The sequence below is a fragment of the Pararhizobium sp. PWRC1-1 genome (assembly GCF_049897905.1).
GTDB lineage: Bacteria > Pseudomonadota > Alphaproteobacteria > Rhizobiales > Rhizobiaceae > Pararhizobium.
Window position 1 is genome coordinate 42509 of sequence record NZ_JAFCXE010000024.1, and the last position, 24898, is coordinate 67406.

Consider the following 24898-nt stretch of genomic DNA (forward strand, 5'->3'; position numbering starts at 1 on the left):
ATGAGGGGGAACCACGCGGCAAAGCGCTAGAGATATCAATGCTCTATCTCCGCAAATGCGCCCGCAAACCCCGTCATCCGCAATTCCCGCGCTGCCACCCCCAACGGCTGGTGCGTCGCCGCAACAACAATACCGCCGGCCGCAAGATGCCGCCCCACCAGTCCCGCAAACATCCGGTCCGCCGCCGCATCGAGTGCGGCCGTCGGCTCGTCGAGGATCCAGACCGGCCGGTAGGCGACCAGCAGCTTGGCCATTGACATGCGCCGCTGCTGTCCGGCCGAGAGATAGCCGAAGGGAAGATGCGAAATTCCGCCAAGGCCGAGTGCTTCCGTCGCCTCCTCGATGCCGATGCCGGAACCGTCAGCCGAATCACCCATGAAGGATTTCCAGAAAGACAGATTTTCTTCAACGGTCAGTTCGTGCTTCATCGCGTTGCGGTGACCGAGATAGTGGCAGAGCTCGCGCGGATGGCCAATATCGGCTGATGTATCGTCCAGCCGGACACTGCCGGATTCGGGCGTCAGAAGCCCCGCCAGAACGCGCAGCAATGTCGACTTGCCCGAGCCGTTCGGACCGGTGACAATCAAGGCTTCTCCAGCCGCAACAACGAACGAAATATCGTGGAAAATCAGGTCCTCACCGCGTTTCGCACTGAGGCCTTCGACACGCAGTCGGATCGGCATTCACATTCCCTTTACGACGTTCGTCGCAGCGCAAAAAAATTGTCTCAAATTGAGGACGGATGGTCTGGCACGTTCCGGAGAAATTATCTATAACCGCCCCAACACGCCAGCGGTCGGCGTGAATTTCATCCTAGCGCCGAACTTGGAATGATTTCCACGTACGGACAGCGGAAATGGCCGTACCCGCATCCCATATCGCGCTTTAAATGCGTTCGGGCGTTCGTGCGTCACGTTTTTGGCGATCTAACGGAACGGGGTATTCCAGTGTCCAAATCCCTAGACAGTTTCAATTGTCGGTCGACGCTCTCGGTCAATGGCGTAGACTATGTCTATTACAGCCTGCCGAAGGCAGAAGCGAACGGCCTCGCCGGCGTTTCAAAGCTCCCCTACTCGATGAAGGTTCTGCTTGAGAACCTGCTCCGCTTCGAAGACGGCCGAACCGTCACCAAGGAGAATATCCTGGCCGTCGCCGAGTGGCTTGATAACAAGGGCCGCGAAGAAAACGAAATCGCCTACCGCCCGGCCCGCGTGCTGATGCAGGACTTCACCGGCGTTCCCGCCGTCGTCGACCTGGCCGCGATGCGCGACGCCATGGTTTCGCTCGGTGGCGACCCGGAAAAGATCAACCCGCTGGTTCCCGTCGATCTCGTCATCGACCATTCGGTTATCGTCGACGAATTCGGCACGCCAACGGCCTTTGCCCGCAATGTCGAGCTCGAATACGAGCGCAACGGCGAGCGCTACCGCTTCCTGAAATGGGGCCAACAGGCGTTCAAGAATTTCCGCGTTGTCCCGCCCGGCACCGGCATCTGTCACCAGGTCAACCTCGAATATCTCGGCCAGACCGTCTGGACCAAGGAAGAAGACGGCGAGATCATCGCCTATCCGGATACCTGCGTCGGAACCGACAGCCACACGACCATGATCAATGGTCTCGGCGTTCTCGGCTGGGGCGTTGGCGGTATCGAGGCGGAAGCGGCCATGCTCGGCCAGCCCGTTTCCATGCTCCTGCCTGAAGTCATCGGCTTCAAGCTGACCGGCAAGCTCAAGGAAGGCGTCACCGCGACCGACCTCGTGCTAATGGTCGTGCAGATGCTGCGCAAGAAGGGCGTCGTGTCCAAGTTCGTCGAATTCTTCGGTTCCGGCCTCGACAACATGACGCTAGCCGACCGCGCAACGATCGGCAACATGGGCCCGGAATATGGCGCGACCTGCGGCTTCTTCCCGGTCGATTCGGAAACCATCAACTACCTCACCATGTCCGGCCGTGAAGAACAGCGCATCGCGCTGGTCGAAGCCTATTCGAAGGCGCAAGGGATGTGGCGTGACAATGACGGTGCCGACCTCGTCTTCACCGACACGCTGGAACTCGACCTCGGCCAGGTCGTCCCGGCCATGGCCGGCCCGAAGCGTCCGGAAGGCCGCATTCCGCTCGAAAACATCGCATCCGGTTTTGCCGGTTCGCTCGAAGGCGAATACAAGAAGCCGGGCCAGCTCGACATGCGCTATGCCGTCGAAGGCGCGGATTACGATATCGGTCACGGCGACGTGGCGATTGCCGCCATCACCTCCTGCACCAACACGTCCAACCCCTCGGTTCTCATCGCTGCCGGCCTGCTGGCTCGCAACGCCGTTGCCAAGGGCTTGAAGACCGCCCCTTGGGTCAAGACATCGCTCGCACCTGGAAGCCAGGTTGTCGGTGAGTACCTGTCCAAGTCCGGACTGCAGGATTCGCTCGATGCACTCGGCTTCAATCTCGTCGGTTTCGGCTGCACGACCTGCATCGGCAATTCCGGCCCACTGCCGGCACCGATCTCGAAGACGATCAACGAGAAGGGCCTGATCATGTCCGGCGTTCTCTCGGGCAACCGCAACTTCGAAGGCCGTATTTCGCCGGACGTTCAGGCGAACTACCTTGCCTCGCCGCCGCTGGTCGTCGCCTATGCGCTCGCCGGTACGGTCCAGAAGGACCTGACCACCGAGCCGCTCGGCATCGGCAGCGATGGACAGCCGGTGTTTCTCAAGGACGTCTGGCCGACGTCGCAGGAAATCCAGGAATACATCCTGAAATACGTTACCCGCGCACTCTACGCATCGAAATATGCCGACGTGTTCAAGGGCGACGCCAACTGGCAGGCCGTCCAGATTCCGGAAGGCCAGACCTACGCTTGGGATGACAACTCGACCTATGTGCAGAACCCGCCCTACTTCGTCGGCATGGGCAAGACCGGTTCGGGCATCTCCGACATCAAGGGCGCCCGCGTCCTTGGCCTGTTCGGCGACAAGATCACCACCGACCACATCTCGCCGGCCGGATCGATCAAGGCAGCGTCGCCTGCCGGTGCTTACCTGATCAACCACGGCGTCGGCATTGCCGACTTCAACCAGTACGGCACGCGCCGCGGCAACCATGAAGTGATGATGCGCGGCACGTTTGCCAATATCCGCATCCGTAATCACATGATGGGCCCGAACGGCAAGGAAGGCGGCTACACGATCCACTATCCTTCGAAGGAAGAGATGTCGATCTACGACGCTGCCATGCAGTACAAGGCTGAAGGCGTTCCGCTGGTCATCTTCGCCGGTGTCGAATATGGCAACGGTTCGTCGCGTGACTGGGCTGCCAAGGGCACCAACCTGCTTGGCGTCAAGGCCGTGATCGCCCAGTCCTTCGAGCGTATCCACCGCTCCAATCTCGTCGGCATGGGCATCGTGCCCTTCGTCTTCGAGGAAGGCACGACCTGGGAATCGCTCGGCCTGAAGGGCGACGAGAGCGTCACGATCGATGGCCTCACCAATGTCCAGCCGCGTGAAAAGCGCGTCGCCAGGATCACCTATGCCGATGGCACGGTGAAGGACGTTCCGCTGATCTGCCGCATCGATACGCTCGATGAGGTCACCTACATGAACAATGGCGGCATTCTGCAGACTGTTCTGCGCGACCTCGCTGCCTGATGCACCTCTGAAGCTGACGTGAACGAAGCCGGGGCTTTCACGAGCCCCGGCTTTTTTGTGATCGCCAGAGGACCGAGCCTCACTCCAACGTGATTTTCCGTTGAAAGGGGAGCAGCGTATGAAGGACGCAGATAAGCGCTGTACACCTGTACAACACCGTTGAAATGCCACACCCTTGAAATGGAAGTCCCGATGTCTGGATCAAGCACCGTTCGCCGCATCATGCTCGCCTGTGGCCTTGGCCTCATGGCGATGCCGGTTGTGGCCGAAGATGCGGTGAAGCCGGCAGGCGTCGTGGAACTGTTCACCAGCCAGGGCTGTTCGTCCTGCCCGCCGGCGGACGCTGCCTTGAAGACGCTGATCGACGACGGCAAGGTCGTGGCGCTCTCCTATCACGTCGATTACTGGAACTATCTCGGCTGGGCCGACACGCTGGCCTCGAAGGACAATACCGCCCGGCAATATGCCTACGCGAAAATGTTCGGCCGCAGCGGCGTTTATACGCCACAGGCGGTGCTCAACGGCCGCGACCATATCAATGGCGCTGATCTCGACGGCATCAACAATCGCCTTTCGGCGATGAATTCGGCGGGAAAGGGGCTTGCTGTTCCGGTCTCCGCGAGCGTCAGCAAGGACGAGATCGACATCAAGATAGGGGGCGGCAACGGCAAGGCCAATGTCGTCGTGGTCTATTTCAATCGTGAGCAGCTCGTCGACGTCAAGAAGGGCGAAAACAGCGGCAAGAAGATTTCCTATTGGCACTCTGTCCGCGATATCCAGACAATCGGCATGTGGGACGGCAAGCCTGCCAGTTTCGTCCTGCCCGCCTCCATCCTCAACGAGGGAGAAAACGGTGGCTGCGCCGTGCTTCTGCAGAAGATGAAGGACAGCGAAACACCCGGCGCCATCGTCGGCGCGACAACCGTCATGGCGGATAACACCGCCAACTGACGAATAATCTGGTTCGGCCCGGCAGCATCGAGGGGCTGGGGCTGAGGGTTCGAAGATGCCGGACCGAACCGGCCATATTTCGCAGGCGCAGACAGCACCCGCTCGACATGGCGTCCGGAGCAACCGCGCCCGAAGGACGCTTTGGCTAGCCGCTCCATTGCTGCACCGCTCGAGACAGGAAAATCCCAAACAGACATGCAGGTCGACACTCGGAAGGACTCCCTTGTGCCAGCGAGCGCGAGTTTCCTTGTCAAATGGGGCGTCGGTTTGTTTGAAATGCGGCACGGCGAAAAAAGTCATCCCCTATTTCGGCCGGCCTGCTGCTTGCATTTCAGCCAAGGTCAGGCAAACTGTAACCGTCCTGTCACAATATAAGGCCGGAGTACCGATGACTGATCAGCCGGATTTGCCGCAAGGCGAGACCCGTTCCGAAAGGCAGAAATCGTCCGATGTGGTTGTTAACCTGCACGAATATCGCAGCAGCAACCAGGACCAACTCCCCATCACCTTCCATCGCCGCGAGCTTGATATGATCCTCAGGATCTACGGCCGCATGGTGGGCGAAGGCGAGTGGCGGGACTATGCGATGGACCATCTGCGCGACAAGGCCGTCTTCTCGGTTTTCAAACGGTCGGGTGAAATGCCGCTGTTCCGGATCGAAAAGAACCCGAAACTGTCAGCCAAGCAAGGCGCCTTCAGCGTCGTCAATACCCACGGCATGATCCTCAAGCGCGGTCACGACCTGCAGCAGGTGCTCAAAGTCTTCGACAAAATGCTGAAGGTCATCAAGACCTGAATCATCCCCGGTAGAGCGTATCGGGATAGGTGCCCGGTTCCGGATCGGTCGTCAGCCCCTCGCCGAGCGGCAATTGCATGATGATCGTATCGAGCCAGCGGCCGTGCTTGAAACCCGTGCCCTTCATCAGCCCGCCGTGCTCGAAACCGGCCGCACGATGGACGGCGACCGAAGCCGGATGCGCGCCCCCGATGACGGCGACCATCTGGCGGAAGCCCAGCCCCGTGCAGAGCCGGATCAGCTCGGCGAGCAAGGCTTTGCCGACGCCGCGCCCGCGCGCCTGAGGCGCCAGATAGATCGAATCCTCGACCATGAAGCGGTAGGCCGTGCGGGTCCGGAACGCCGAGGCGTAGGCGTAACCCAAGAGGATGCCGTCAGCATCAACTGCAGCGATATAGGGATAGCCGTTGCCGGTGATGACAGAAAAGCGCGAGGCCATTTCGGCTTCGTCCGGCGGCGTCATTTCATAGGAGGCGACGCCGTTCAGCACGGATTCCCGATAGATCTCGGTGACGGCCGGGATATCGGATAGGGTCGCATCGCGCAGGATAAAGGACATGGGCAGACCTGTCTGGAAGAGTAGTCCCTCGTCTGCCATATCGCATTCAGCCATTCAAGCGAGCGGCCTTGCCAAAAACTCAAGCAACAAAAAAGGCGGCCGAAGCCGCCTTTTCAGAAGTATCCGGTTCCGATTAATTGCGGTTTCCGAGGAAACGCAGCATGAACAGGAACAGGTTGATGAAGTCGAGATACAGCGTCAGCGCGCCCATGATGGCCTTGCGGCCAGTGGCTTCGGCACCTTCTTCTTCGAAGTACATTTCCTTAATCTTCTGGGTATCGTAGGCGGTGAGGCCTGCGAAGATCAGAACACCGATAGCCGAGATCGCAAAATCAAGCGCCGAGGAGGCGAGGAAGATATTGACGATCGAGGCGATGATGAGGCCGAACAGACCCATCATCAGGAACGAACCCATGCCGGACAGGCTACGCTTGGTGGTGTAGCCGTAGAGCGACAGAGCGCCGAACGAAGCGGCCGTGACGAAGAACGTCTGGGTGATGCTCTGGCCGGTATAGATCAGGAAGATCGACGACAGCGAGAGGCCCATCAGGCCTGCATAGACCCAGAAGGTCGTCTGCGCGGCCGACACGCTCATCGAGTTGATACGGAAGCTCATGTAGAACACCAGAGCCAGCGGCGCGAGCATGACGACCCACTTCAGCGGGCTCACATAGATCGCCTGGCCGAACGCTGTCAGTTGTCCGTCCGCAAAAGCGAACTGAAACGCAACGTAGGCGGCAATACCGGTGATCGCCAGACCGAGGGCCATCAGGTTGTACACCTTGAGCATATAGGTGCGCAGACCTTCGTCGATTACGGCCCCCGCCTGTGCGCCGGCAGGCGACATTCGGGTTTGGTAGTTTCTAAGATCAGCCATTGTTTCCTCTTTAAAAGCCCCGGTTAAGTTTACGGTGTCGGGCGGTAAGGGCGCATCCTTTTAAAGGTGCCAGCCACTTAACCCAGGCGCCGCTGCGGGGCTCCAGCATGCCTGTGCTGAATATGATGTCGAAATATGACTTACACAAGACCGGCCGCCCTGAGAATCAGCCGAAAAGCGGATTCTCAGGGCATTCGGGGGTTAGTGTTAACGGTTAACTGGGCAATCAGAGCTCGCGCAGGACGGGTGCAGCCTTCTGCCCGAGCACCCGCCAGGTGCCGGCCAGGCCGAAACCGACCGTGACGACGAGAGCGACAGCCATGGTGATCAGGGCCACATCCGGCAGGAAGGACGACGGCAAGCTCATGATTTTGCTGACAACGAACCATGCTGCAACCCCGCCGGCAAACAGCGCGAAGATCGCCGTCGACAGCCCGAGGATGGCATATTCGTAGCAAAAGGCGCGGATCAGCGTCGAGCGTGTGGCGCCCAGCGTCTTCAAAACCACGGCATCATGGGTGCGTGCCCGGTTGCCCGCCGCAAGCGCCCCGGCCAGCACCAGGATCGAGGCAACCAGCGCAACGGCAGCGGCAGCGCGAATGGCTGTTGCCAGCTGGCCGACCAGCACATTGATGATGTCGAGCGCATCCTTGACCCGGACACTGGTGATCGTCGGATAGGCATTGGTGACGGCCTTGAGAGTGGCAGCCTCCTCCGCAGCCGTCGCACCCGGATCGATCACGGTGGCCAGCCAGGCATGCGGCGCCCCGGCAAAGGTATTCGGCGAGAACACCATGACGAAATTGATCGACAGGGATTCCCACTCGACCTTGCGGAAATTGGCGATCCGGGCGGTGAGATTGCGGCCGAGCACGTTGACGGTGACGGTATCGCCGATCTTCAGGCCGAGTTCACCGGCCTCCTCGGATGAAAACGAAACCAGCGGCTCGCCGGTATAATCCGGTGCCCACCAGTCCCCCTCTGTCAGCGTCGAATTCTCCGGCTTGTTCTTGGCATAGGTGATGCCCCGGTCGCCACGCAGGACCCATTGACCGGCAGCGGGAACGTTCATCTTGGTGACGTCCTGGCCGTTGAAGGCGAGGATGCGGCCACGCAGCATCGGGACCTCGATGACCTTGCCCTCCGGCAGGCTTGTTTGCAGCAGGGAACGGAAACCCTCGACCTCGGCGCTCTGGATATCGACGAAGAAGAAATTCGGTGCCCGTTCCGGCAGGTTGCCGGTCAATTCGCGGCGCAGATTGCCGTCGATCAGCGCTAGCGTCACCAGAAGCGCCAGGCCAAGGCCGAGCGACAGGACCACCGAGGGCGTGAGCGCCCCGGGCCGATGGATGTTGCCGATGGCCAGCCTGAGTGCCGGCGAACTGACGCGCGGCGCCCGGCGGGCAAGCATGGCGACCAGGATAGCGACACCGCGCAGCACCACGAAGGAAAAGGCGATGGCTCCGAGGAATGTCAGCGAAATCGTCCGGTCATAGGCCGTGAAGATCGCAAGGCCTGCGAGAGCACCGAGGCAAAGGGCAGCGGCCACAAGATAAGGCCAGGACGGCAGACGCGCCCGCTCGAACCCCTGTTCGCGAAACAATGCGGTCGCCGGCACTTCACGGGCATGGCCGAGCGGCAGGATGGCGAAAGCGAGCGACGTCAAAAGGCCGAACACGGCGGCAAGGCCGAGTGCGCCCGGATAAAGCTGGAACGCCGTCGAAACCGGCAGGACACCCGCAAGGAATTGCGCCGCAATGAACGGAATGAGCGCGCCGAGCACCAGCCCGATGCCGATGCCGATAAAGGCAATCAGCAGGATCTGGATGAGATAGATGGTGGTGACCATCGAGGCCGGCGCGCCGACGCATTTGAACGTGGCGATGACGCCGCGCTTGGAATCGAGATAGGAGCGCACGGCGTTGGCCACACCGACGCCGCCTACGATCAGCGCCGTCAGCCCGACCAGGGTGAGGAACTGCGAAAAGCGGGTAATATTCGCCGTTAGCGCCGGAGCGGCGTTCTGGCTGGTACGAACCGACCATCCGGCCTGCGGAAACTTTTCCTCCGCCTGCCTGCGCAGGGCCGGCACGCTGGAACTATCGGCCACCTTCACCTTGTAGGTATGCTCGACCAGGCTTCCGGTCTGCACGAGACCGGAGGCGTCAAGCGCCTGTTTCGAGATCAGCAGGCGTGGCGCAAAACCGAAACCGTCCGACAGGGCATCCGGTTCGCGCACGATGGTGCCGGCGACGCGAATGCGGGCGGTCCCGAGCAGGATTTCATCGCCAGTCTTGATGCCGAGACGCTCAAGCAAAAGCGGGGCGGCCAGTGCGTCGTAAACGCCGCTGTTTTCGGTGAGCGCATCACCAAGCGGTGCCGCCGGTTCGCTATCGAACGTACCGTAGAGCGGATAGGCGCCATCAACGGCTTTCAGCTCGACCAGGGCCTGGTTGGAGCCATCCGGCAGCCGCGCCATCGAGCGGAGGCCAGACGAGACAGAGACCGCACCGAGGCTGTCGATGAATGCTTTTTCCTCGTCGGTTGCGACGCGGTTGTTGAGCTCGAAGCGGATATCGCCCGCCAAAAGCTCGCGCCCCTGACTGGCGATCGAGCCGGTGATCGACTGCGACAGGGAATTGACACCGGCAATCGCCGCCGTTCCAAGCGCCACGCAGGCCAGGAAAATATAGAACCCCCGCAAGCCGCCGCGCATTTCGCGGAGCGCCAGACGGAAAGCGAGGCCAAGACGGAAGCCGCCGAAAGCAGCGGCCCTCATGCGGACGCTACCTTGGATAGCGAAGCGGAAACCGATGGTTCATGACCGGAGCCGGACACGATCTCGCCGGAACGGACCCGGACCTGGCGCGAGCAGCGGGCGGCAAGCGACGTATCATGGGTGACCAGAACCAGCGTCATGTCGCGCTCGGCCTGCTTGGAAAAGATCAGATCGGCCACCTGCTTACCGGTTTCGGCATCGAGATTGCCGGTCGGTTCGTCGGCGATCAGAAGTTTTGGCGATGGCGCCAGCGCCCGGGCGATGGCGACGCGCTGCTGCTCGCCGCCCGACAACTGGCCGGGATAATGCGACAGCCGCTCGCCAAGGCCGACGGAGATCAGTTCCTGCCGGGCGATCTCGAACGCATCGCGGACATTGGCCAGCTCAAGCGGCACGGCAACGTTTTCCAGCGCCGTCATGTTGGGGATCAGATGGAACGACTGGAAGACGATGCCGATATTGCGGCCACGGAATTCCGCCACCCGGTCTTCGCTCAAGCCGTGCAGTGGCGTGCCGTCGATGACGATCTCGCCGCTGTCGAGACGCTCCAGCCCGGCCAGAACCATCAAAAGCGTGGACTTTCCGGATCCGGACGGACCGACGATCCCGACCGATTCACCCGCATCGATCGACAGATCCATACCCTTGAGCACATGAACGGACGCAGCGGCCTGGCCGAGGGTCAGATCCGCATTTTTCAGTTCGATCATGGTTTTTGCCAAAGGAAACTGTCCTATATGTACAATATGAAGGTTGCCGGAACGGCTGACTTTTACCGATTTAAGGGCACGTTCATGCGAATAAAAGGTTTCTGTACATTTTTGTTGGCGATCACGGCAATTGTGATCATGCCGGCGGTCAGCCGCGCCGAGCCGCTCAGCCTCGTCGGCTTCGGCGATAGCCTGATGGCCGGCTACCAGCTGCCGGCCGAAGATGCCTTCCCGGCCCGGCTCGAAAAGGCCCTGCGCGAAAAGGGCCACGACGTGACGATCAGCAATGCCGGCGTCTCCGGCGACACGACTTCCGGCGGTCTGGCGCGGATCGACTGGTCGGTTCCGGATGGCACCAAAGGCGTCATTCTCGAACTTGGCGCCAACGATGCCCTGCGCGGCATCGCGCCCGAGGAAAGCCGCAAGAACCTGGTCGCCATGATCGAGAAGCTGAAGTCGCGCGGCATCGCCGTGCTTCTGGTCGGCATGATGGCGCCGCCGAACATGGGCGCCGATTATGCCGCGCGGTTCAACCCGATCTATCCGGAACTTGCCAAGACCAACGGCCTTGAACTCTATCCGTTCTTCCTCGACGGCGTTGTCGAAGATGCCAAGCTGAAGATCGAGGACGGCATGCATCCGAACGGCGACGGCATCGGCGTCATGGTCGAACGCATGCTGCCATCAGCTGAACGTTTCCTTCAATCAATCTCAACGGGAGGCTGACGCTAACCAATCCAGAACTATTTGCTTGTTCAGTGTCTGTTAATCGCGTTGGATAAATATTGCAGGTGCGAAATTATAATTGCTTCCAGATGGCAAGCATGATTCGCTGGGTTATCTTCAAGAGATTCGGGGAGCTCGTTATGCCGAGACTTTTCACCGCCCTCGAGATACCGCGTAATGCCGCAATGAGCCTATCATTGTTGCGTGGTGGTCTTCCCGGTGCCCGTTGGATCGATGTGGAGAATTACCACATCACTCTTCGCTTCATCGGTGACGTCGAAAACCGCACTGCCGACGAGATCGTCGACCGGCTGGACCGCATCGAACGTCCGGAATTCCAGCTGCAATTGACCGGCACCGGCGCCTTCGGCTCGAAGAAACCGCATTCGGTCTGGGCCGGTGTCAGCAATCCGCCGGAACTCTATGCCCTCCAGGCCGAAATCGAGCGGATATGCCAAAGGCTCGGCCTGCCCGCCGACCCGCGCAAATTCACCCCGCATGTAACGCTTGGCCGGTTGCGGTCGTCGCGGGTCGAGGATGTGGTCAGCTACCTCTCCGGCCGCGGCGGCTTCTATACCAACCCCTTCACCGTCTCCCGCTTCGTGCTTCTGTCGTCGCGCGATTCGGTTGGCGGCGGCCCTTATGTCACCGAAGAAGTCTTCCCGCTCTACGAGCGCTCGTCGAGCCTGCCGGTGAGCGACGTGCATCCCTCAAAGAGCATGTTGTAGACGGTCTCAAACCCTTCCGGCCCCTCATAGTAGGGGTCGGGAACATCGCGGGTGGTCCCCAGCGCATAATCAAGAAAGAGGTGTAGTTTATGCTGCGCCTCCGGCGGTGCCATCGCACGCAGATGGGCAAGATTGCTGCGGTCCATCGCAAAGATCAGATCGAAGGCCTCGAAATCACCGGTATGGACCTTGCGGCAGCGCTGACCGGCAATATCGATCCCGTGTTTCAGCGCAACTGCGATCGAGCGGCGATCCGGCGGATCGCCGATATGCCAACCGCCCGTTCCGGCCGAATCGGCATCCACCAAACCATCGCCTGCGACATGCCGCAAAATGCCCTCGGCCAAGGGTGAGCGGCAGATATTGCCGAGACAGACGAAGAGAATTCTGACAGATTTCATGCTATTCAAAAGGCCCGGGAAAAGGTTGAACCTATCTGCGGCTGCCGCGTTGTGGAACTGGGATATCGGTTGCCGCCATCAAAAAACTGGAGGGGATTGCGCCATGAAACAGGAAAAGCTCGCCAAGGAGGCCATTGCCGAAAATCTTTCGAAGATGGAGGGCTGGGTGCTTGCCGAAGATGGACTGTCGATCTGGAAAGCCTTCCGTTTCAAAAGCTTTGTCGAAGCCTTCGGCTTCATGACGGAAAGCGCGATCTCGGCCGAGAAGCTCAACCATCACCCCGAATGGTTCAATGTCTACAACAAGGTGGACGTGACGCTCACCACCCATGATTCGCAAGGGCTGACCGAGCTGGACTTCAAGCTTGCGGCAAAGATGGACCGGGCAGCGGCGGGCCGGATGCCCGACCATCTTAAGTAGGGCATTTGAAATAGCGCATTTGAAATCCCGGCCCTACTCACCATATGATTTTCCATGACGGATGGGACAAACAAGATGGACGACATCAAGATCGGCGAGATTTTGCTGCCTGGCGAGGAAAGCGAACAGGAAGCGAAGGCCCGCAAGGTGCAGCGCCGGTTCTGGCCGACCCTGAAACGGGCGATGCGGCAGGTGCCGTTCAGCCGTGACGTTGTTGCCGCCTATTACTGCGCCATGGACCCGGCAACGCCGCTGCGCACCCGCGGTATCCTGCTCGGTGCACTCGCCTATTTCGTCATGCCGTTCGATTTCATCCCCGACGTCCTGGCCATGGTCGGCTTTTCCGACGACATCGCCGTTTTGACCGCCGCCTTTGCCGCCATCAGCGGTCAGATCAAGGAAATGCACTATCTTAAGGCGGACGAGACCTTGCGCGACAAGCTCCCAGACTGATCAACATCAATACGCACTGTCCACACCGCCTGCTTCGAGCAGCGTTCGCAACTTGCCGAAGGCGAGGCGGATGCGGGACTTGACGGTTCCAAGCGGCAGTCCGGTGGCTGCGGAGATCTCCGAGTGCGATTGACCGAAGAAAAACGCCATCTGGATCAGGGTGACCTGTTCGGCAGGCAGTTGTGTCAGCGCAATCCGGACGATCTGTTCGCGATCTTCACTTTCGATCAAATCATCCGGCGCTGGCGGCGCTGCAGGCAGGAGAAGCGGTTCGTGCACGTCAAGCGTCCCGTTACGCTGCCTGCGGGCTGCATCGATGCGGCGATTGCGAGCGATGCGGAAAAGCCAGGTGGAAAGCGAGGATTTTTTCGGGTCGTAAAGATGGGCCTTCTGCCAAAGGATGACCATCACCTCCTGCACGACCTCCTCCGCTTCCGCAACGCTGGCATTCTGCCGCATTAGGAAAGATTTGAGCCGGGGGGCAAAAAAGTCGAAGAGCTCCGAAAAAGCGGCCTGGTCACGATTGCGTGCGACGGCCACGGCAAGGGCGGCGAAATGCTGTCTGACTTCAACATTCATTCCGCTTTTGATCGCCTCCGGCCCTGATTTTCGCAGTATTTCACAACAGGTACAGCGCTTTTGTCAAAGGTCAAACTCTTGCCTGATTCTTTGTGACATAAAACGGCGCCGGGCACGCGTCGGCTGATCGGGCGGTGGCCTGGCAAGCCAAACGTGCAGGGCAGACGGAATTCGGCAATATCCGCCGGCACCGTTCCCACGCTTGTTTCATTTGGCCGCTTTACCGCCGACCTGAAACTTGAGCCAAGTTTGCTTCGTACTTTGTTCCGTATTAAAGCGGAAAGGTAGCGAATTCGGGGAATGTTGACGGTTTGGTAACCTGAATTAAGTCAAAATCAATGAAATCATGACCATGCGTTGCCCGGCTGATGCTGATCGGGCTTTGGCAGCAAGAAACCGGCAGGACAAGATGTTTGTAAGAAAGCTCAACCTCGCAATCGCACTCGTGCTGGCATTTGCCGGCGTTGCTTCGGCCCAGTCGCCGACCCGCATTCAGCAGTTCAATGCCTGGGGCGCCTATTCCTATCAGGCCGGCGCCGGCAAGGTCTGCTATGTGCTCTCCGTTCCGAAGGACAAGAGCCCGGCCAATGTCGATCACGGCGATGTCTTTTTCCTCGTGTCGCAGCGCCCCGGCCAGAACATTTCCTATGAACCGCAGGCGATGATGGGCTATCCGCTTCAGGAAAGCTCGAAGGTCGTCGTCACCATTGACGCTAAGAACTTCACGATGTTCACCAAGGGCAACTCGGCCTGGGTTGAGAACGCCGCTGAAGAGCCAGCACTCGTAGCTGCGATGAAGACCGGCAAGGCCATGTCGGTTGCCGCCAAGTCGCGCAAGGGCACGCCGACGGCATATTCCTATTCGCTCTCGGGCATTTCGGCTGCGCTGAAGCAGATCGAAAACTGCAAGTAAGCAGAACACGACCTCAATCCTGTTTCGAAAGGCCGGTTCATCCGGCCTTTCGCCGTTAAGGCCTTCGTCTTTTTGCAGATCTGCCGTGAAGCACCGGAGGGTGACGCCGGGCGAAAACCGTGCTAAAGGCCCGCTCAACGATAGCTGCGCGGATCTTTGACGTTCCCGATGCGCGGCAAACGAACTCTGATCTCAGCATTTACGCGACCGGCTGCAGGCAAAAGCGCTTGAACGGACCTTGCGTATCGCAAACATGGGAAATGGCGAGAATGGCCGCGACTGAAGCACTCGATCTGGACCGCCCCGTCAAGGCGCCCGTCCGCCCGGCCATGATGGCAGAAAAGCCGACGCTGATCGGCCTTTCGCGCGAAGACATGGGCAAGGCGCTGGCTGAGGTCGGCGTTCCCCTCAAGCAGGTCAAGATGCGCTCCAGCCAGCTCTGGAACTGGCTCTATGTGCGGGGCGTTTCCGATTTCGACCACATGACCAATGTGTCGAAGGACATGCGCGAGCTGCTGAAGACGCATTTCACCATCGCCCGGCCTGAAATCGTCGAGGAGCAGATCTCCACCGACGGCACCCGCAAGTGGCTGCTCCGCTTCCCGCCGCGCGGTGCCGGCCGTCCTGTCGAAATCGAAACCGTCTATATTCCCGAGGAAGGCCGCGGCACGCTCTGCGTTTCCAGCCAGGTCGGCTGCACGCTCACCTGTTCCTTCTGTCATACAGGCACGCAGAAGCTGGTGCGCAACCTGACGGCTGAAGAAATTCTCTCTCAGCTGCTGCTTGCCCGCGATCGCTTGGGCGATTTCCCGGACCGCGACACGCCGGTCGGCACCGTCGTCCCCAATGAGGGCCGCAAGGTCACCAACATGGTGATGATGGGCATGGGCGAGCCGCTCTACAATTTCGAGAACGTCAAGACGGCACTTCTGATCGCAACCGACGGCGACGGCCTGTCGCTGTCGAAGCGCCGCGTCACGCTATCGACCTCCGGCATCGTTCCGGAAATCTTCCGCACCGGCGAGGAAATCGGCGTCATGCTGGCGATCTCGCTGCATGCGGTGAAGGACGATCTGCGCGACATGTTGGTGCCGATCAATAAAAAGTATCCGCTGAAGGACCTGCTCGACGCCTGCCGCAACTATCCCGGCCTGTCAAATGCCCGTCGCATCACCTTCGAATATGTGATGCTCGAAGGCGTCAACGACACGCTGGAAGACGCCAAGGAACTGGTGCGCCTTTTGAAGGGCATTCCGGCCAAGATCAACCTGATCCCGTTCAACCCTTGGCCGGGCACGAACTACCAGTGTTCGAAATGGGAAGAGATCGAGAAATTTGCCGATTTCATCAATGCGGCCGGCTATGCCTCGCCGATCCGCACGCCGCGCGGCCGCGACATTCTCGCCGCCTGCGGCCAGCTGAAATCGGACTCCGAGCGCATGCGCAAGGTCGATCGCATGGCGTTCGAAGCGATGATGATTGCCAATCACGGCGAGGATTGATCAGCAAATTTGATGAATGCTGGTCTGCAATTGGATTGATTTACGTGTCGAGCCTTCCTAAGACTGCCTAAAAATCAGTCTTGGAGGACACCCATGCGTTCACTTCTCATTGCCTTGGCGGCAACCGTAGCCCTCACCCTGCCCGCCCGGGCGGAAGATGTCACGGTTGCGGTCACCGCGATCGTCGAACATCCGGCACTTGATGCCGTGCGTGACGGTGTCAAGGACACCTTGGCCGCTGCCGGCTACAAGGAAGGCGAGAACCTCAAGTTCCTCTACGAATCCGCACAGGGCAACCCGGCAACGGCAGCCCAGATCGCCCGCCAGTTCGCCGGCGAAGCCCCGAATGTTATCGTCCCGATCTCGACACCGTCGGCCCAGGCCGTCGTATCCTCGACGCGTGACATTCCAATTGTCTTCACCGCTGTTTCCGATCCGCTCGGCGCCCAGCTGATCAAGGACATGGACAAGCCGGGCGGCAACGTCACCGGTCTTTCCGACCTGTCGCCAGTTGCCGAGCATGTCGCGCTGATCAAGGAAATCCTGCCCAACGTGAAGTCGATCGGCTACCTCTACAATTCCGGCGAGGCAAACTCCGTATCGCTGCTCGCCGTCCTGAAGACCGAAGCCGAAAAGGCCGGCCTGACCGTGGTTGAATCCGCCGCCACCAAGTCGGCCGAAGTGCAGGGCGCAGCCCGCGCGCTGGTCGGCCGTGCCGACGTCATCTACGTACCCACCGACAACACGATCATCTCGGCGCTGGAAGGCGCTGTTGCCGTGGCCGTCGAAGCCAAGCTGCCGCTGTTCACAGCCGACACGGATTCCGTATCGCGTGGTGCCGTCGCCGCTCTCGGCTTCAACTATCATGACGTCGGCAAGCAGACCGGCGACATCGTCGTTCGCATCCTGAAGGGTGAAAACCCCGGCGATATCGCCGTCAAGGTTGCCGCCGGCACCGATCTGGTCATCAATAAGGGTTCTGCCGTCAAGATGGGCGTCACCTTCCCGGAAAGCGTTCTGAGCCGCGCCACCCGCGTCATCGAATAAGACTAAGCCGCCTTATATTTGCACAATCTGATTGATTTTGAACCGCCCTCCTTTCATACGGGGGCGGTTCATCTGTAAAACAAGCCTCGCTTTACCGGCCGAGCCGGACCAGGCTTGACGAATTTGAGAAGAGGACCGACCGCGGTGAGCCAAATTGCCTTCTGGGGAGCAGTCGAGCTTGGGCTCGTCTATGCCTTCGTCGCCATCGGTGTATTCCTTGCCTTCCGCGTGCTCGATTTCCCGGATCTGACCGTCGACGGCTCGTTTCCGCTTGGTGCTGCCGTTGCGGCCGTGCTGATCATCGCCGGCGTCAATCCATGGATCGCCTCGGGCGTCGCGATGATCGCCGGCGCTGCCGCGGGCATCGTCACTGCCATCCTCAACGTCCGCTTCCGCATTCTCAATCTTCTCGCGTCGATCCTGACGATGATTGCGCTGTTCTCGGTCAACCTGCGCGTCATGGGCAAGCCGAATGTCGCGCTGATCAATGCAGATACGATGCTGTCGCCCTTCTATGGCCTTGGTCTCCGGGATTTTTACGTTCGCCCGCTGTTCATTGGGCTTCTCGTCGTCGTCGCGGTTATCGCCGTCTGGCGCTTCCTTGAGAGCGACGCCGGCCTTGCGATGCGGGCCACCGGCGCCAATGCACGCATGGCAAGGGCTCAAGGGGTGGATACCAGCCGCCAGATCTATCTCGGCATGGCGCTCTCCAACGCGCTGGTCGCCCTTGGTGGCGCGCTGTTTGCCCAGACCAACGGCTTCGCCGACGTTACCTCCGGTGTCGGCACCATCGTCGTCGGCCTCGCCGCCGTCATCATCGGAGAAACCCTGCTCGGAGCGCGCGGCATCCTCATTGCCCTGATCGGCTGCGTGCTGGGCTCGATCCTCTACCGTATCGCCATCCAGCTGGCGCTCTCCACCGATATGCTCGGCCTGCAGGCCTCCGACCTCAATCTGGTCACCGCGGCCCTCGTGACGATCGCCCTCGTCCTTCCCCGCCTGCGCCGCGGAGGTGCCGCATGATCAAGCTCGACAATATCCAGGTGATCTTCGGCAAGGGAACGCCGCTGCAGAAGCAGGCGCTAAGCGGCGTCAGCCTCACCATCGAGGAAGGCACCTTCGTCACCGTCATCGGGTCCAACGGCGCCGGTAAATCCACCGTACTCGGCGTGCTCGCCGGCGATGTCATCCCGACCGCAGGCCAGGTAACCATCGGCAACACCGACGTTACCCGCAAGGGCACCGCCGCCCGTGCCGGCCTCGTCGCCCGCGTCTTTCAGGATCCGCTGGCCGGAAGCTGCGGCGCCCTGTCGATCGAGGAAAACCTGGCGCTTGCTGCACGGCGCGGCGAAAGCCGGGGCCTGACCCCGGCGCTTGGCCCCAAGCGCCGCGAACATTTTCGCGCGCGCATCGCCGAACTGAATCTCGGCCTCGAAAACCGAATGCGGGACCGCATGGACCTGCTTTCGGGCGGCCAGCGGCAGGCGGTCTCGCTGGTGATGGCAACGCTTGCAGGCTCGGAAGTGCTGCTGCTGGACGAGCATACGGCAGCGCTCGATCCCGGCATGGCCGAGTTCATCATGAACCTGACCCAGAAGATCGTGTCCGAACGCAAGCTGACGGCGCTGATGGTCACTCACTCGATGCGCCAGGCGCTCGATTTCGGTCACCGCACTATCATGCTGCATGGCGGCGAAGTCGTACTCGACGTCTCCGGCGACAGCCGCAAGACACTGCAGGTCGAAGACCTCATCGCCATGTTCCGCCGTATCCGCGGTCAGACGCTGGATGACGATGCGCTGTTGATTGGCTGATCCCGGTTAACTCAGCGCGTCTGTGTAAACAGGATCTTCACTGCAAAAATCGAGAACACGCCGGCAAACGTATAGTCGATGCCGCGCATGACGCTCTTGCGCCGCTGCAGCCAGCCGGACAGACCGTCGGCCGTTAGGATGACCAGCACGCTGACGGGTATCGACGCGACGATGAAGAAGAAGCCGAGGAACAACAGTTTCTGCGTCACGGCCGGGTCGTTAGCGGTGACGAACTGCGGCAGAAAGGTCATGAAGAAGATGATGACCTTCGGATTGAGCAAATTAACCCCCAGCCCCGTCGAAATATTTGCCAGTGCCGAGGCGCCCGTATCATCGACCTTCTTGACGGTCAGCGTCGATCCATAGCGGATCGCCTGCACGGCCAGCCAGAACAGATAAGCGGCACCGCCGGTCTTTAGGATCATGAAGGCGGTCGGCGAGGCGGTGATCAGCGCCGAGATGCCAAAGGCGACCAAAAGCGTGTGCACGACGCAGCCAAGGCTGGTGCCGACAACGATGAAGAAGGCGGCGGATTTTCCCTGCGACAGCGCCCGGCTGATTGAGAGCGTCATGTCGGGACCCGGCGTTGCCGCCAAAAGCAGCGTCGCTGCGGTGAAAGCCAGAAGTGTCGGCAGGCTCGGCAGGAAATCCATCTTTCAATCCTATGGGACGGTGAAGCCGTGCATTCGCTCGATGCACGCTTATTGAATGTCCCAAATGGCGGCTGAAAGCAATTCGACATTTCGCCAGCCACCGGGTGCCGAAAGACACCCGAATACACGCATCACCAAATGGTGATGGCATACAACCGGAACGAATGTTCGCCTCCGCCGTTTCCGCCACGACAAAAGGAAGAATTCATGAGAAAAATAGCCGTCCTCTTCATTTCAGCCGTAACAGCGCTGACCAGTTTCGTCCCTGCAAATGCCTTTCCAGGCACGCCTATGAAACTCCAGGCTACGCAGTCCGATATCCTTCAGGTGGGTGACCACCGCGGACCCACGATCATTCGCAGGAACCACCGGGGCAACGGCTGGGACCGTGACCGGAATAACAGATGGGATCGCAACCACCGCGACGATCGCCGTGGCTATTACCGGGACGACTATCGCCGCCGCGACCGGAACAACAATGCCGCTGCAATCATCGGCGGCCTGGCTGCCGGCGCGATCATCGGCGGCGCCATCGCATCGCAGCCACGCTATTCCAATGGCAACTCCCACACTCAGGCCTGCTATGCGCGGTATCGCTCGTACCGGGCGTCCGACAACACATACCAGCCGAATTACGGACCACGCCGCCAGTGCAACTAGGCGATAGCTGTTCGACACCGCTATAACGCCATCAAGCCCGCTGCCCATGAGGTCGGCGGGCTTTTTGCTTTGTTGTCGAAAGGCACTCCGAATTGCCCGAGCCTCAAACCTCAACGAGGCGACAAGTGCGCTATTCTCTGGCCGAAAGGGTTGCGTGGCACGGCAATCTCGCTAAAAGTGCCGCAGAATTTTTCTTGGGCGCGATCCCGCATTTTCTCGGGCAAGCCCGCGTTTTCTCTGACAAGACGGACAGACAAACATGGCAAAGCAAGTGAAAAAGGTCGTTCTCGCCTATTCCGGCGGTCTCGACACGTCGATCATCCTGAAATGGCTGCAGACCGAACTCGGCGCTGAAGTCGTCACCTTCACCGCCGATCTCGGCCAGGGCGAAGAGCTAGAGCCGGCCCGCAAGAAGGCCGAGATGATGGGCATCAAGGATATCTACATCCGCGATGTGCGCGAAGAGTTCGTCAAGGATTTTGTTTTCCCGATGTTCCGCGCCAATGCCGTCTATGAAGGCGTCTACCTGCTCGGCACCTCGATCGCCCGCCCGCTGATTTCCAAGCACCTGATCGACATCGCCCGCGAAACCGGCGCCGATGCCATTGCCCATGGCGCTACCGGCAAGGGCAACGACCAGGTTCGCTTCGAGCTTTCGGCCTATGCGCTGAACCCCGACATCAAGATCATCGCGCCTTGGCGCGACTGGTCGTTCAAGAGCCGTACCGACCTGCTCGCCTTTGCCGAACAGCACCAGATCCCGGTTGCCAAGGACAAGATGGGCGAAGCGCCGTTCTCGGTCGACGCCAACCTGCTGCACTCGTCGTCCGAGGGCAAGGTGCTCGAAGATCCGGCCGTCGAAGCCCCGAACTATGTCTACATGCGCACCATCTCGCCGGAAGAGGCTCCGGATGTGGCGACCACCGTCAAGGTCGGCTTCCGCAAGGGTGACGCCGTTTCGATCGACGGCAAGGAAATGAGCGCGGCCTCGATCCTGACCGCGCTCAACGCGCTCGGCCGCGACAACGGCATCGGCCGGCTCGATCTCGTCGAAAACCGCTTCGTCGGCATGAAGTCGCGCGGCGTCTACGAGACCCCGGGCGGCACCATTCTTCTGGCTGCTCACCGCGCCATCGAATCGATCACGCTCGACCGGGGTGCAGCGCACCTCAAGGACGACATCATGCCGCGCTACGCCGAGCTGATCTATTACGGCTTCTGGTTCTCGCCGGAACGCGAGATGCTGCAAGCGCTGATCGACAAGAGCCAGGAGCATGTCGAAGGCGAAGTGACGCTGAAGCTCTACAAGGGAAATGTCATGGTCACCGGCCGCGAAAGCAACAAGTCGCTCTATTCCGACAAGCTGGTCACCTTCGAGGACGACCAGGGCGCCTACGACCAGAAGGACGCCGCCGGCTTCATCAAGCTGAACGCTCTGCGCCTGCGCACGCTCGCCGCCCGCAACCGCGACAAGTAATATCTAAAGCCTTCGATCCTAAAGCCCGCTTCCGCAAGGAGGCGGGCTTTTCCGTTTCTTGTTTTCGACAAATCATTAGGGAAACTGGGCGGCAACCCAAATCTCCGTCATTCCTTTGCCTGTCACAGGAATCCAGCCGCCCACGTCATTGGGCGATAAGAGTCTTTGACCCGACGGACGTCGGGTCGCTGGATGCCCGCCACGAGGGCGAGCATGACGGAGGGTGAGAGCTCGCGGCCCTTCGGAAGCGTACGCCGGCTATTCGCCAGTAACGTCCAGCACCAGCCTCCGCGTCGAATACTGAAACCAGAGATAGCTGGCCACCGAGGCAAACAGCATGGCCGGGATGATCACGCCAAAGGCGGTAAAGGGTGTGCCGAGAAACGCCGCCGCAAGACCGCCAAGAAAACCGCCGGCCATCTGGATGAACCCCATCATCGCTGAGGCCGAACCGGCAATATGCGGGAAGGAATGCAGCGCCGCCGTGGTCATATGTGGCGTCAGGAAGGCGGTGCCGAAGGCGGAAAAGGCTATCGGCAGCATCACCGAGAGATAGGTCGGCGCGATGAAATGGACGGAGAGGGCGATCATCAGCCCGCCAATGGCACAAAGAGCGAGCCCGACGCGGACCGAGCCTTCGCCGCCAAGTTTTGCCGCCGTCAGCTTGAGACAGACCGAACCTGAAAAATAGCAACCGCTCTGCATCAGCATGCCGATCCCGAAAGCTGTCGGTGTCATTCCGACCTTGTCGATCAGGATGAAGGACAGCATGGTCGATTGTGCATAGAGCGCGCCGACCGAACCGCCGAGCACGATGGCAGCGGCGACGAAGCGAGAATCGCGGATAAGTTCGCCATAGGCCGACAGGAGCGGACCCGGCCGGGTGCGGCGGCGGTCCGGCACCGTGGTTTCGCGCATGAAAAGGATGACGGCGGCAATGGCGATCAGCCCGAACCCGACCAGCAAGAAGAAAATCGCCTGCCAGCCCAAGGCCGCCAGCGCCAGCCCGCCGATTGTCGGCGCCATGGCCGGGCCGATGGCCAGCATGATGCCGATCAGGTTCATGATCCGCGATGCCTCGGCCCCGGTGAACTGATCCCGCACGATGGCGCGCGCCACGGTAATGCCGACGGAAGCGCCGATGCCCTGGATCAGCCGCCCGGCCAGCAACCAATCGACGGTGGGCGCAAAGGCGCAGACGAGGCTGCCCAGAAGATTGATGCCGACGAAGGCAAGTGTTGCCTTCCTGCGGCCGAACGCGTCCGACATCGGACCGGCGATCAGCTGCGCCACCGAGAAACCGCCGAAATAGACCGACAGTGTCAGTTTGATCATCGATTCCGTGGTCGCGAAGGCCTGAACCAGTTCGGGCATGGCCGGCGTGTAGATCGACATGGAGATCGGCCCAAGCGTCGCCAGCAATGCGCCCAGCATGCTGGTCCGGCGTTCGCTCATCCGCAGGCTCATTCGGAGACACTTTTCTTGTCAGAGGACGCGCAGCGATCCAGTTGGTGGAGATTTTCGCGCAGGCCCTTCAGGCTTGCCCTGAGCGCCTCAAGGCCCTCCGCATCGAGGCCGAGCGTGACCTGATCCATCAGGTCACGAACCTCCTTGCGAATGTCGAGAAGCAGCGTATCCGCCTTGTCGGTCACCACGACATTTTTTGCCCGGCGGTCGCAGGGATCGGGAACACGCTCGACAAGGCCTAGTCCTTCGAGACGATCGAGATAGGTGGAGAGCGTCATCGGCTCGATGCCCATCTTGATGGCGATCTCGGCCTGCTTGATGCCCTCGGTCGCCGCCACCTGGATCAGGGCCCGGGCCTCTCCCGGCGTCACCCCCAGAGCCGACGCGGTGATGCGGCGATCGAACGCGCCGCGCAGCAACCGTGACACATCGGTGAGCAGCATGCCGATCGTATCGGTTTCCAATCTGACCGGCATCGGAACTCGCCTTTGGGTTATCGTAAGCTTTACTTATCAAGCGAGAGGTAAACCGGCAAGTTCCGCGAAGAGTTTCGGAAAAATATGCAATATTGGTAATAAATCGATCACGAAAGTAACAATGAAAAGCACGCGTTATGACAACTGCGTGCATCGCGTACGCGTGAGTTGAACGTGTCCATAACCCGGGCGCAGAGTTCGCAGCGGGGCAATCATGCTCCCGCCTCACTGGGAGAGACAACATGTTCAAGACAATTTTCGCCGCCACAGCCGTCATTGCCAGCCTTTCGGCTCCGGCCTTCGCCGCCGGCATGATGACTTGCGATGACGCGTCCATCATGAAGACAGAAGCAATGGCCAAGGGCATGACCGATCCGATGAAGAAGGATTCCATGATGATGGCCATGAAGGAAGTCGATAGCGCCAAGATGGCGATGAAAGATGGCAAGACCGACGACTGCTCCATGCATCTCGACAACGCCATGAAGGCAACCCAAGCCAAGTAAGCTTTGCCACTTTTCGCGCGGGCGGGGCCTTGGCTGGTCCTGCCCCGCATCCCGCCCAACTGCATCTTGACGGAATCATCGTCGCAAGGTCGAATGGCTCTTCACGCGCGAGGAGATTCCATGACGCAGACCCTGCTTTTCGGCGCCTTTCTGGCCGCCCTCCTTTACGTTCTCATCCCCGGACCCGCATTTCTCGCCCTTCTCGGCATCGGTGCCGGGCAAGGCCGCAAGGCGGGCGCAATGTTCATGGGCGGACATCTGGCCGGTGACCTGCTCTGGTCGACGCTGGCCCTCGTCGCGATCGTCGGTGCAAAGACCATCGGCAGCACAGTCTTCGACGTTCTCGGCCTGCTCTGCGGCTTTTATCTGGCCTGGATCGGCTGGAACGCGCTTCGGGCCAAGCCACGTGGCGAAAACCAGCCACTGATGGCCGTCGAGCGGCCGTATCGCCGCGGCCTCATCTTCGGCCTCACCAACCCGAAGGGCTATCCGGTGGCGCTGGCGACCTTCACGGCACTTCTCGCCGGCTCCTCCAATGCGCTCGATTTCCATGCGCTGCCGGCGCTGCTCGCCGTTTCCTTCCTCGGCTTCCTTGTCGCCGATATCATTCTCATCGGCATCATCGGCGCATCGGTGGTGCGGCGCTTCTACCGCCGCCATGAACTGGCGATCGTGCGGCTGTCCGGCGTGCTGTTCATCGGCTTTGCCGTGCAGGCCGTCTGGCATGCAACACCCGGACTGTTGGGACTGCGCAAGCCTTGACCG

At 60.4% G+C, this 24898-nt stretch carries 26 protein-coding genes; 16 read left to right on the plus strand and 10 right to left on the minus strand.

Annotated features, from left to right (window positions below):
- Nucleotides 1-35: 35 nt before the first annotated feature.
- Nucleotides 36-677 (minus strand): heme ABC exporter ATP-binding protein CcmA, encoded by a 642-nt coding sequence (gene ccmA, locus ACP7E0_RS28050; protein WP_426129907.1) that lies wholly within the window; start codon nucleotides 675-677, stop codon nucleotides 36-38.
- Between the two features lie 270 nt (nucleotides 678-947).
- Between ccmA and acnA the strand changes: the two genes are divergently transcribed.
- The 3 genes from acnA (at nucleotide 948) to ACP7E0_RS28065 (ending at nucleotide 5385) form a co-directional block, all read left to right on the plus strand.
- Nucleotides 948-3638 carry an aconitate hydratase AcnA gene (acnA, locus tag ACP7E0_RS28055; protein WP_426129799.1) on the plus strand — a complete coding sequence of 897 codons (2691 nt, stop codon included), beginning with the start codon at nucleotides 948-950 and terminating at the stop codon, nucleotides 3636-3638.
- Between the two features lie 192 nt (nucleotides 3639-3830).
- Nucleotides 3831-4589 (plus strand): DUF1223 domain-containing protein, encoded by a 759-nt coding sequence (locus ACP7E0_RS28060; RefSeq protein WP_426129801.1) that lies wholly within the window; start codon nucleotides 3831-3833, stop codon nucleotides 4587-4589.
- 388 nt (nucleotides 4590-4977) lie between these two features.
- Nucleotides 4978-5385 (plus strand): DUF2794 domain-containing protein, encoded by a 408-nt coding sequence (locus ACP7E0_RS28065; protein WP_426129803.1) that lies wholly within the window; start codon nucleotides 4978-4980, stop codon nucleotides 5383-5385.
- Nucleotide 5386: 1 nt separating this feature from the next.
- Here ACP7E0_RS28065 and ACP7E0_RS28070 read toward each other — a convergent pair whose 3' ends face one another.
- The 4 genes from ACP7E0_RS28070 to ACP7E0_RS28085 all read right to left on the minus strand — a co-directional run bounded on the left by ACP7E0_RS28070 (nucleotide 5387) and on the right by ACP7E0_RS28085 (nucleotide 10322).
- Nucleotides 5387-5944, minus strand: a complete 558-nt coding sequence (locus ACP7E0_RS28070) for a GNAT family N-acetyltransferase (protein ID WP_426129909.1) — start codon at nucleotides 5942-5944, stop codon at nucleotides 5387-5389.
- 133 nt (nucleotides 5945-6077) lie between these two features.
- Entirely contained in the window at nucleotides 6078-6821 is a 744-nt protein-coding gene (locus ACP7E0_RS28075) for a Bax inhibitor-1/YccA family protein (RefSeq protein ID WP_426129804.1), read from the minus strand.
- A gap of 226 nt (nucleotides 6822-7047) precedes the next feature.
- The gene (locus ACP7E0_RS28080) at nucleotides 7048-9600 is read right to left on the minus strand and encodes an ABC transporter permease (RefSeq protein ID WP_426129806.1); all 2553 of its coding nucleotides are present in this window, start codon (nucleotides 9598-9600) and stop codon (nucleotides 7048-7050) included.
- On the minus strand, nucleotides 9597-10322 hold the full coding sequence (locus ACP7E0_RS28085) for an ABC transporter ATP-binding protein (protein ID WP_426129808.1): 726 nt from the start codon (nucleotides 10320-10322) through the stop codon (nucleotides 9597-9599). The genes ACP7E0_RS28080 and ACP7E0_RS28085 overlap by 4 nt, the downstream gene beginning before the upstream one ends.
- A 72-nt stretch (nucleotides 10323-10394) precedes the next feature.
- Between ACP7E0_RS28085 and ACP7E0_RS28090 the strand changes: the two genes are divergently transcribed.
- On the plus strand, nucleotides 10395-11036 hold the full coding sequence (locus tag ACP7E0_RS28090) for an arylesterase (protein ID WP_426129911.1): 642 nt from the start codon (nucleotides 10395-10397) through the stop codon (nucleotides 11034-11036).
- A gap of 140 nt (nucleotides 11037-11176) precedes the next feature.
- Entirely contained in the window at nucleotides 11177-11764 is a 588-nt protein-coding gene (thpR, locus tag ACP7E0_RS28095) for an RNA 2',3'-cyclic phosphodiesterase (protein WP_426129810.1), read from the plus strand.
- On the opposite strand, the gene ACP7E0_RS28100 is transcribed toward thpR, so the two are convergent.
- Nucleotides 11704-12165, minus strand: coding sequence for a low molecular weight protein-tyrosine-phosphatase (locus ACP7E0_RS28100; RefSeq protein WP_426129811.1), 462 nt, complete (start codon nucleotides 12163-12165; stop codon nucleotides 11704-11706). The two genes, thpR and ACP7E0_RS28100, sit on opposite strands and share 61 nt — an antisense overlap.
- A gap of 103 nt (nucleotides 12166-12268) precedes the next feature.
- Between ACP7E0_RS28100 and ACP7E0_RS28105 the strand changes: the two genes are divergently transcribed.
- Both ACP7E0_RS28105 and ACP7E0_RS28110 read left to right on the plus strand, forming a co-directional pair.
- Nucleotides 12269-12586: a 4a-hydroxytetrahydrobiopterin dehydratase gene (locus tag ACP7E0_RS28105; protein WP_426129812.1), complete on the plus strand. Its 318-nt coding sequence runs from the start codon at nucleotides 12269-12271 to the stop codon at nucleotides 12584-12586.
- A 75-nt stretch (nucleotides 12587-12661) separates the two neighbouring features.
- Nucleotides 12662-13039, plus strand: a complete 378-nt coding sequence (locus ACP7E0_RS28110; protein WP_426129913.1) for a YkvA family protein — start codon at nucleotides 12662-12664, stop codon at nucleotides 13037-13039.
- Nucleotides 13040-13045: 6 nt separating this feature from the next.
- On the opposite strand, the gene ACP7E0_RS28115 is transcribed toward ACP7E0_RS28110, so the two are convergent.
- Nucleotides 13046-13618, minus strand: coding sequence for a sigma-70 family RNA polymerase sigma factor (locus ACP7E0_RS28115; protein WP_426129813.1), 573 nt, complete (start codon nucleotides 13616-13618; stop codon nucleotides 13046-13048).
- 409 nt (nucleotides 13619-14027) lie between these two features.
- Between ACP7E0_RS28115 and ACP7E0_RS28120 the strand changes: the two genes are divergently transcribed.
- The 5 genes from ACP7E0_RS28120 (at nucleotide 14028) to ACP7E0_RS28140 (ending at nucleotide 18894) form a co-directional block, all read left to right on the plus strand.
- The gene (locus ACP7E0_RS28120; RefSeq protein ID WP_113241799.1) at nucleotides 14028-14531 is read left to right on the plus strand and encodes an invasion associated locus B family protein; all 504 of its coding nucleotides are present in this window, start codon (nucleotides 14028-14030) and stop codon (nucleotides 14529-14531) included.
- 269 nt (nucleotides 14532-14800) lie between these two features.
- Nucleotides 14801-16033: a 23S rRNA (adenine(2503)-C(2))-methyltransferase RlmN gene (rlmN, locus tag ACP7E0_RS28125; RefSeq protein WP_426129815.1), complete on the plus strand. Its 1233-nt coding sequence runs from the start codon at nucleotides 14801-14803 to the stop codon at nucleotides 16031-16033.
- A gap of 93 nt (nucleotides 16034-16126) precedes the next feature.
- On the plus strand, nucleotides 16127-17080 hold the full coding sequence (locus ACP7E0_RS28130; RefSeq protein WP_426129817.1) for an ABC transporter substrate-binding protein: 954 nt from the start codon (nucleotides 16127-16129) through the stop codon (nucleotides 17078-17080).
- Between the two features lie 144 nt (nucleotides 17081-17224).
- Entirely contained in the window at nucleotides 17225-18103 is an 879-nt protein-coding gene (locus ACP7E0_RS28135; protein WP_426129819.1) for an ABC transporter permease, read from the plus strand.
- The gene (locus ACP7E0_RS28140) at nucleotides 18100-18894 is read left to right on the plus strand and encodes an ABC transporter ATP-binding protein (protein WP_426129820.1); all 795 of its coding nucleotides are present in this window, start codon (nucleotides 18100-18102) and stop codon (nucleotides 18892-18894) included. Before ACP7E0_RS28135 ends, ACP7E0_RS28140 begins: the two co-directional genes overlap by 4 nt.
- Before the next feature lie 11 nt (nucleotides 18895-18905).
- On the opposite strand, the gene ACP7E0_RS28145 is transcribed toward ACP7E0_RS28140, so the two are convergent.
- Nucleotides 18906-19547, minus strand: a complete 642-nt coding sequence (locus ACP7E0_RS28145; protein ID WP_426129822.1) for a LysE family translocator — start codon at nucleotides 19545-19547, stop codon at nucleotides 18906-18908.
- Nucleotides 19548-19754: 207 nt separating this feature from the next.
- On the opposite strand from ACP7E0_RS28145, the gene ACP7E0_RS28150 reads away from it, so the two are divergent.
- Nucleotides 19755-20207 carry a BA14K family protein gene (locus tag ACP7E0_RS28150; protein WP_426129824.1) on the plus strand — a complete coding sequence of 151 codons (453 nt, stop codon included), beginning with the start codon at nucleotides 19755-19757 and terminating at the stop codon, nucleotides 20205-20207.
- A 259-nt stretch (nucleotides 20208-20466) separates the two neighbouring features.
- Nucleotides 20467-21684 carry an argininosuccinate synthase gene (locus ACP7E0_RS28155; protein WP_426129825.1) on the plus strand — a complete coding sequence of 406 codons (1218 nt, stop codon included), beginning with the start codon at nucleotides 20467-20469 and terminating at the stop codon, nucleotides 21682-21684.
- A gap of 258 nt (nucleotides 21685-21942) precedes the next feature.
- Here ACP7E0_RS28155 and ACP7E0_RS28160 read toward each other — a convergent pair whose 3' ends face one another.
- Complete coding sequence (locus tag ACP7E0_RS28160) at nucleotides 21943-23139, minus strand: multidrug effflux MFS transporter (RefSeq protein ID WP_426129827.1); 1197 nt, start codon at nucleotides 23137-23139, stop codon at nucleotides 21943-21945.
- An 8-nt stretch (nucleotides 23140-23147) separates the two neighbouring features.
- Nucleotides 23148-23627 carry a MarR family winged helix-turn-helix transcriptional regulator gene (locus ACP7E0_RS28165; RefSeq protein ID WP_426129829.1) on the minus strand — a complete coding sequence of 160 codons (480 nt, stop codon included), beginning with the start codon at nucleotides 23625-23627 and terminating at the stop codon, nucleotides 23148-23150.
- A gap of 242 nt (nucleotides 23628-23869) precedes the next feature.
- Between ACP7E0_RS28165 and ACP7E0_RS28170 the strand changes: the two genes are divergently transcribed.
- Both ACP7E0_RS28170 and ACP7E0_RS28175 read left to right on the plus strand, forming a co-directional pair.
- Entirely contained in the window at nucleotides 23870-24133 is a 264-nt protein-coding gene (locus ACP7E0_RS28170; protein ID WP_426129830.1) for a hypothetical protein, read from the plus strand.
- Between the two features lie 120 nt (nucleotides 24134-24253).
- Nucleotides 24254-24895 carry a LysE family translocator gene (locus ACP7E0_RS28175; RefSeq protein ID WP_426129832.1) on the plus strand — a complete coding sequence of 214 codons (642 nt, stop codon included), beginning with the start codon at nucleotides 24254-24256 and terminating at the stop codon, nucleotides 24893-24895.
- Nucleotides 24896-24898: the final 3 nt, after the last annotated feature.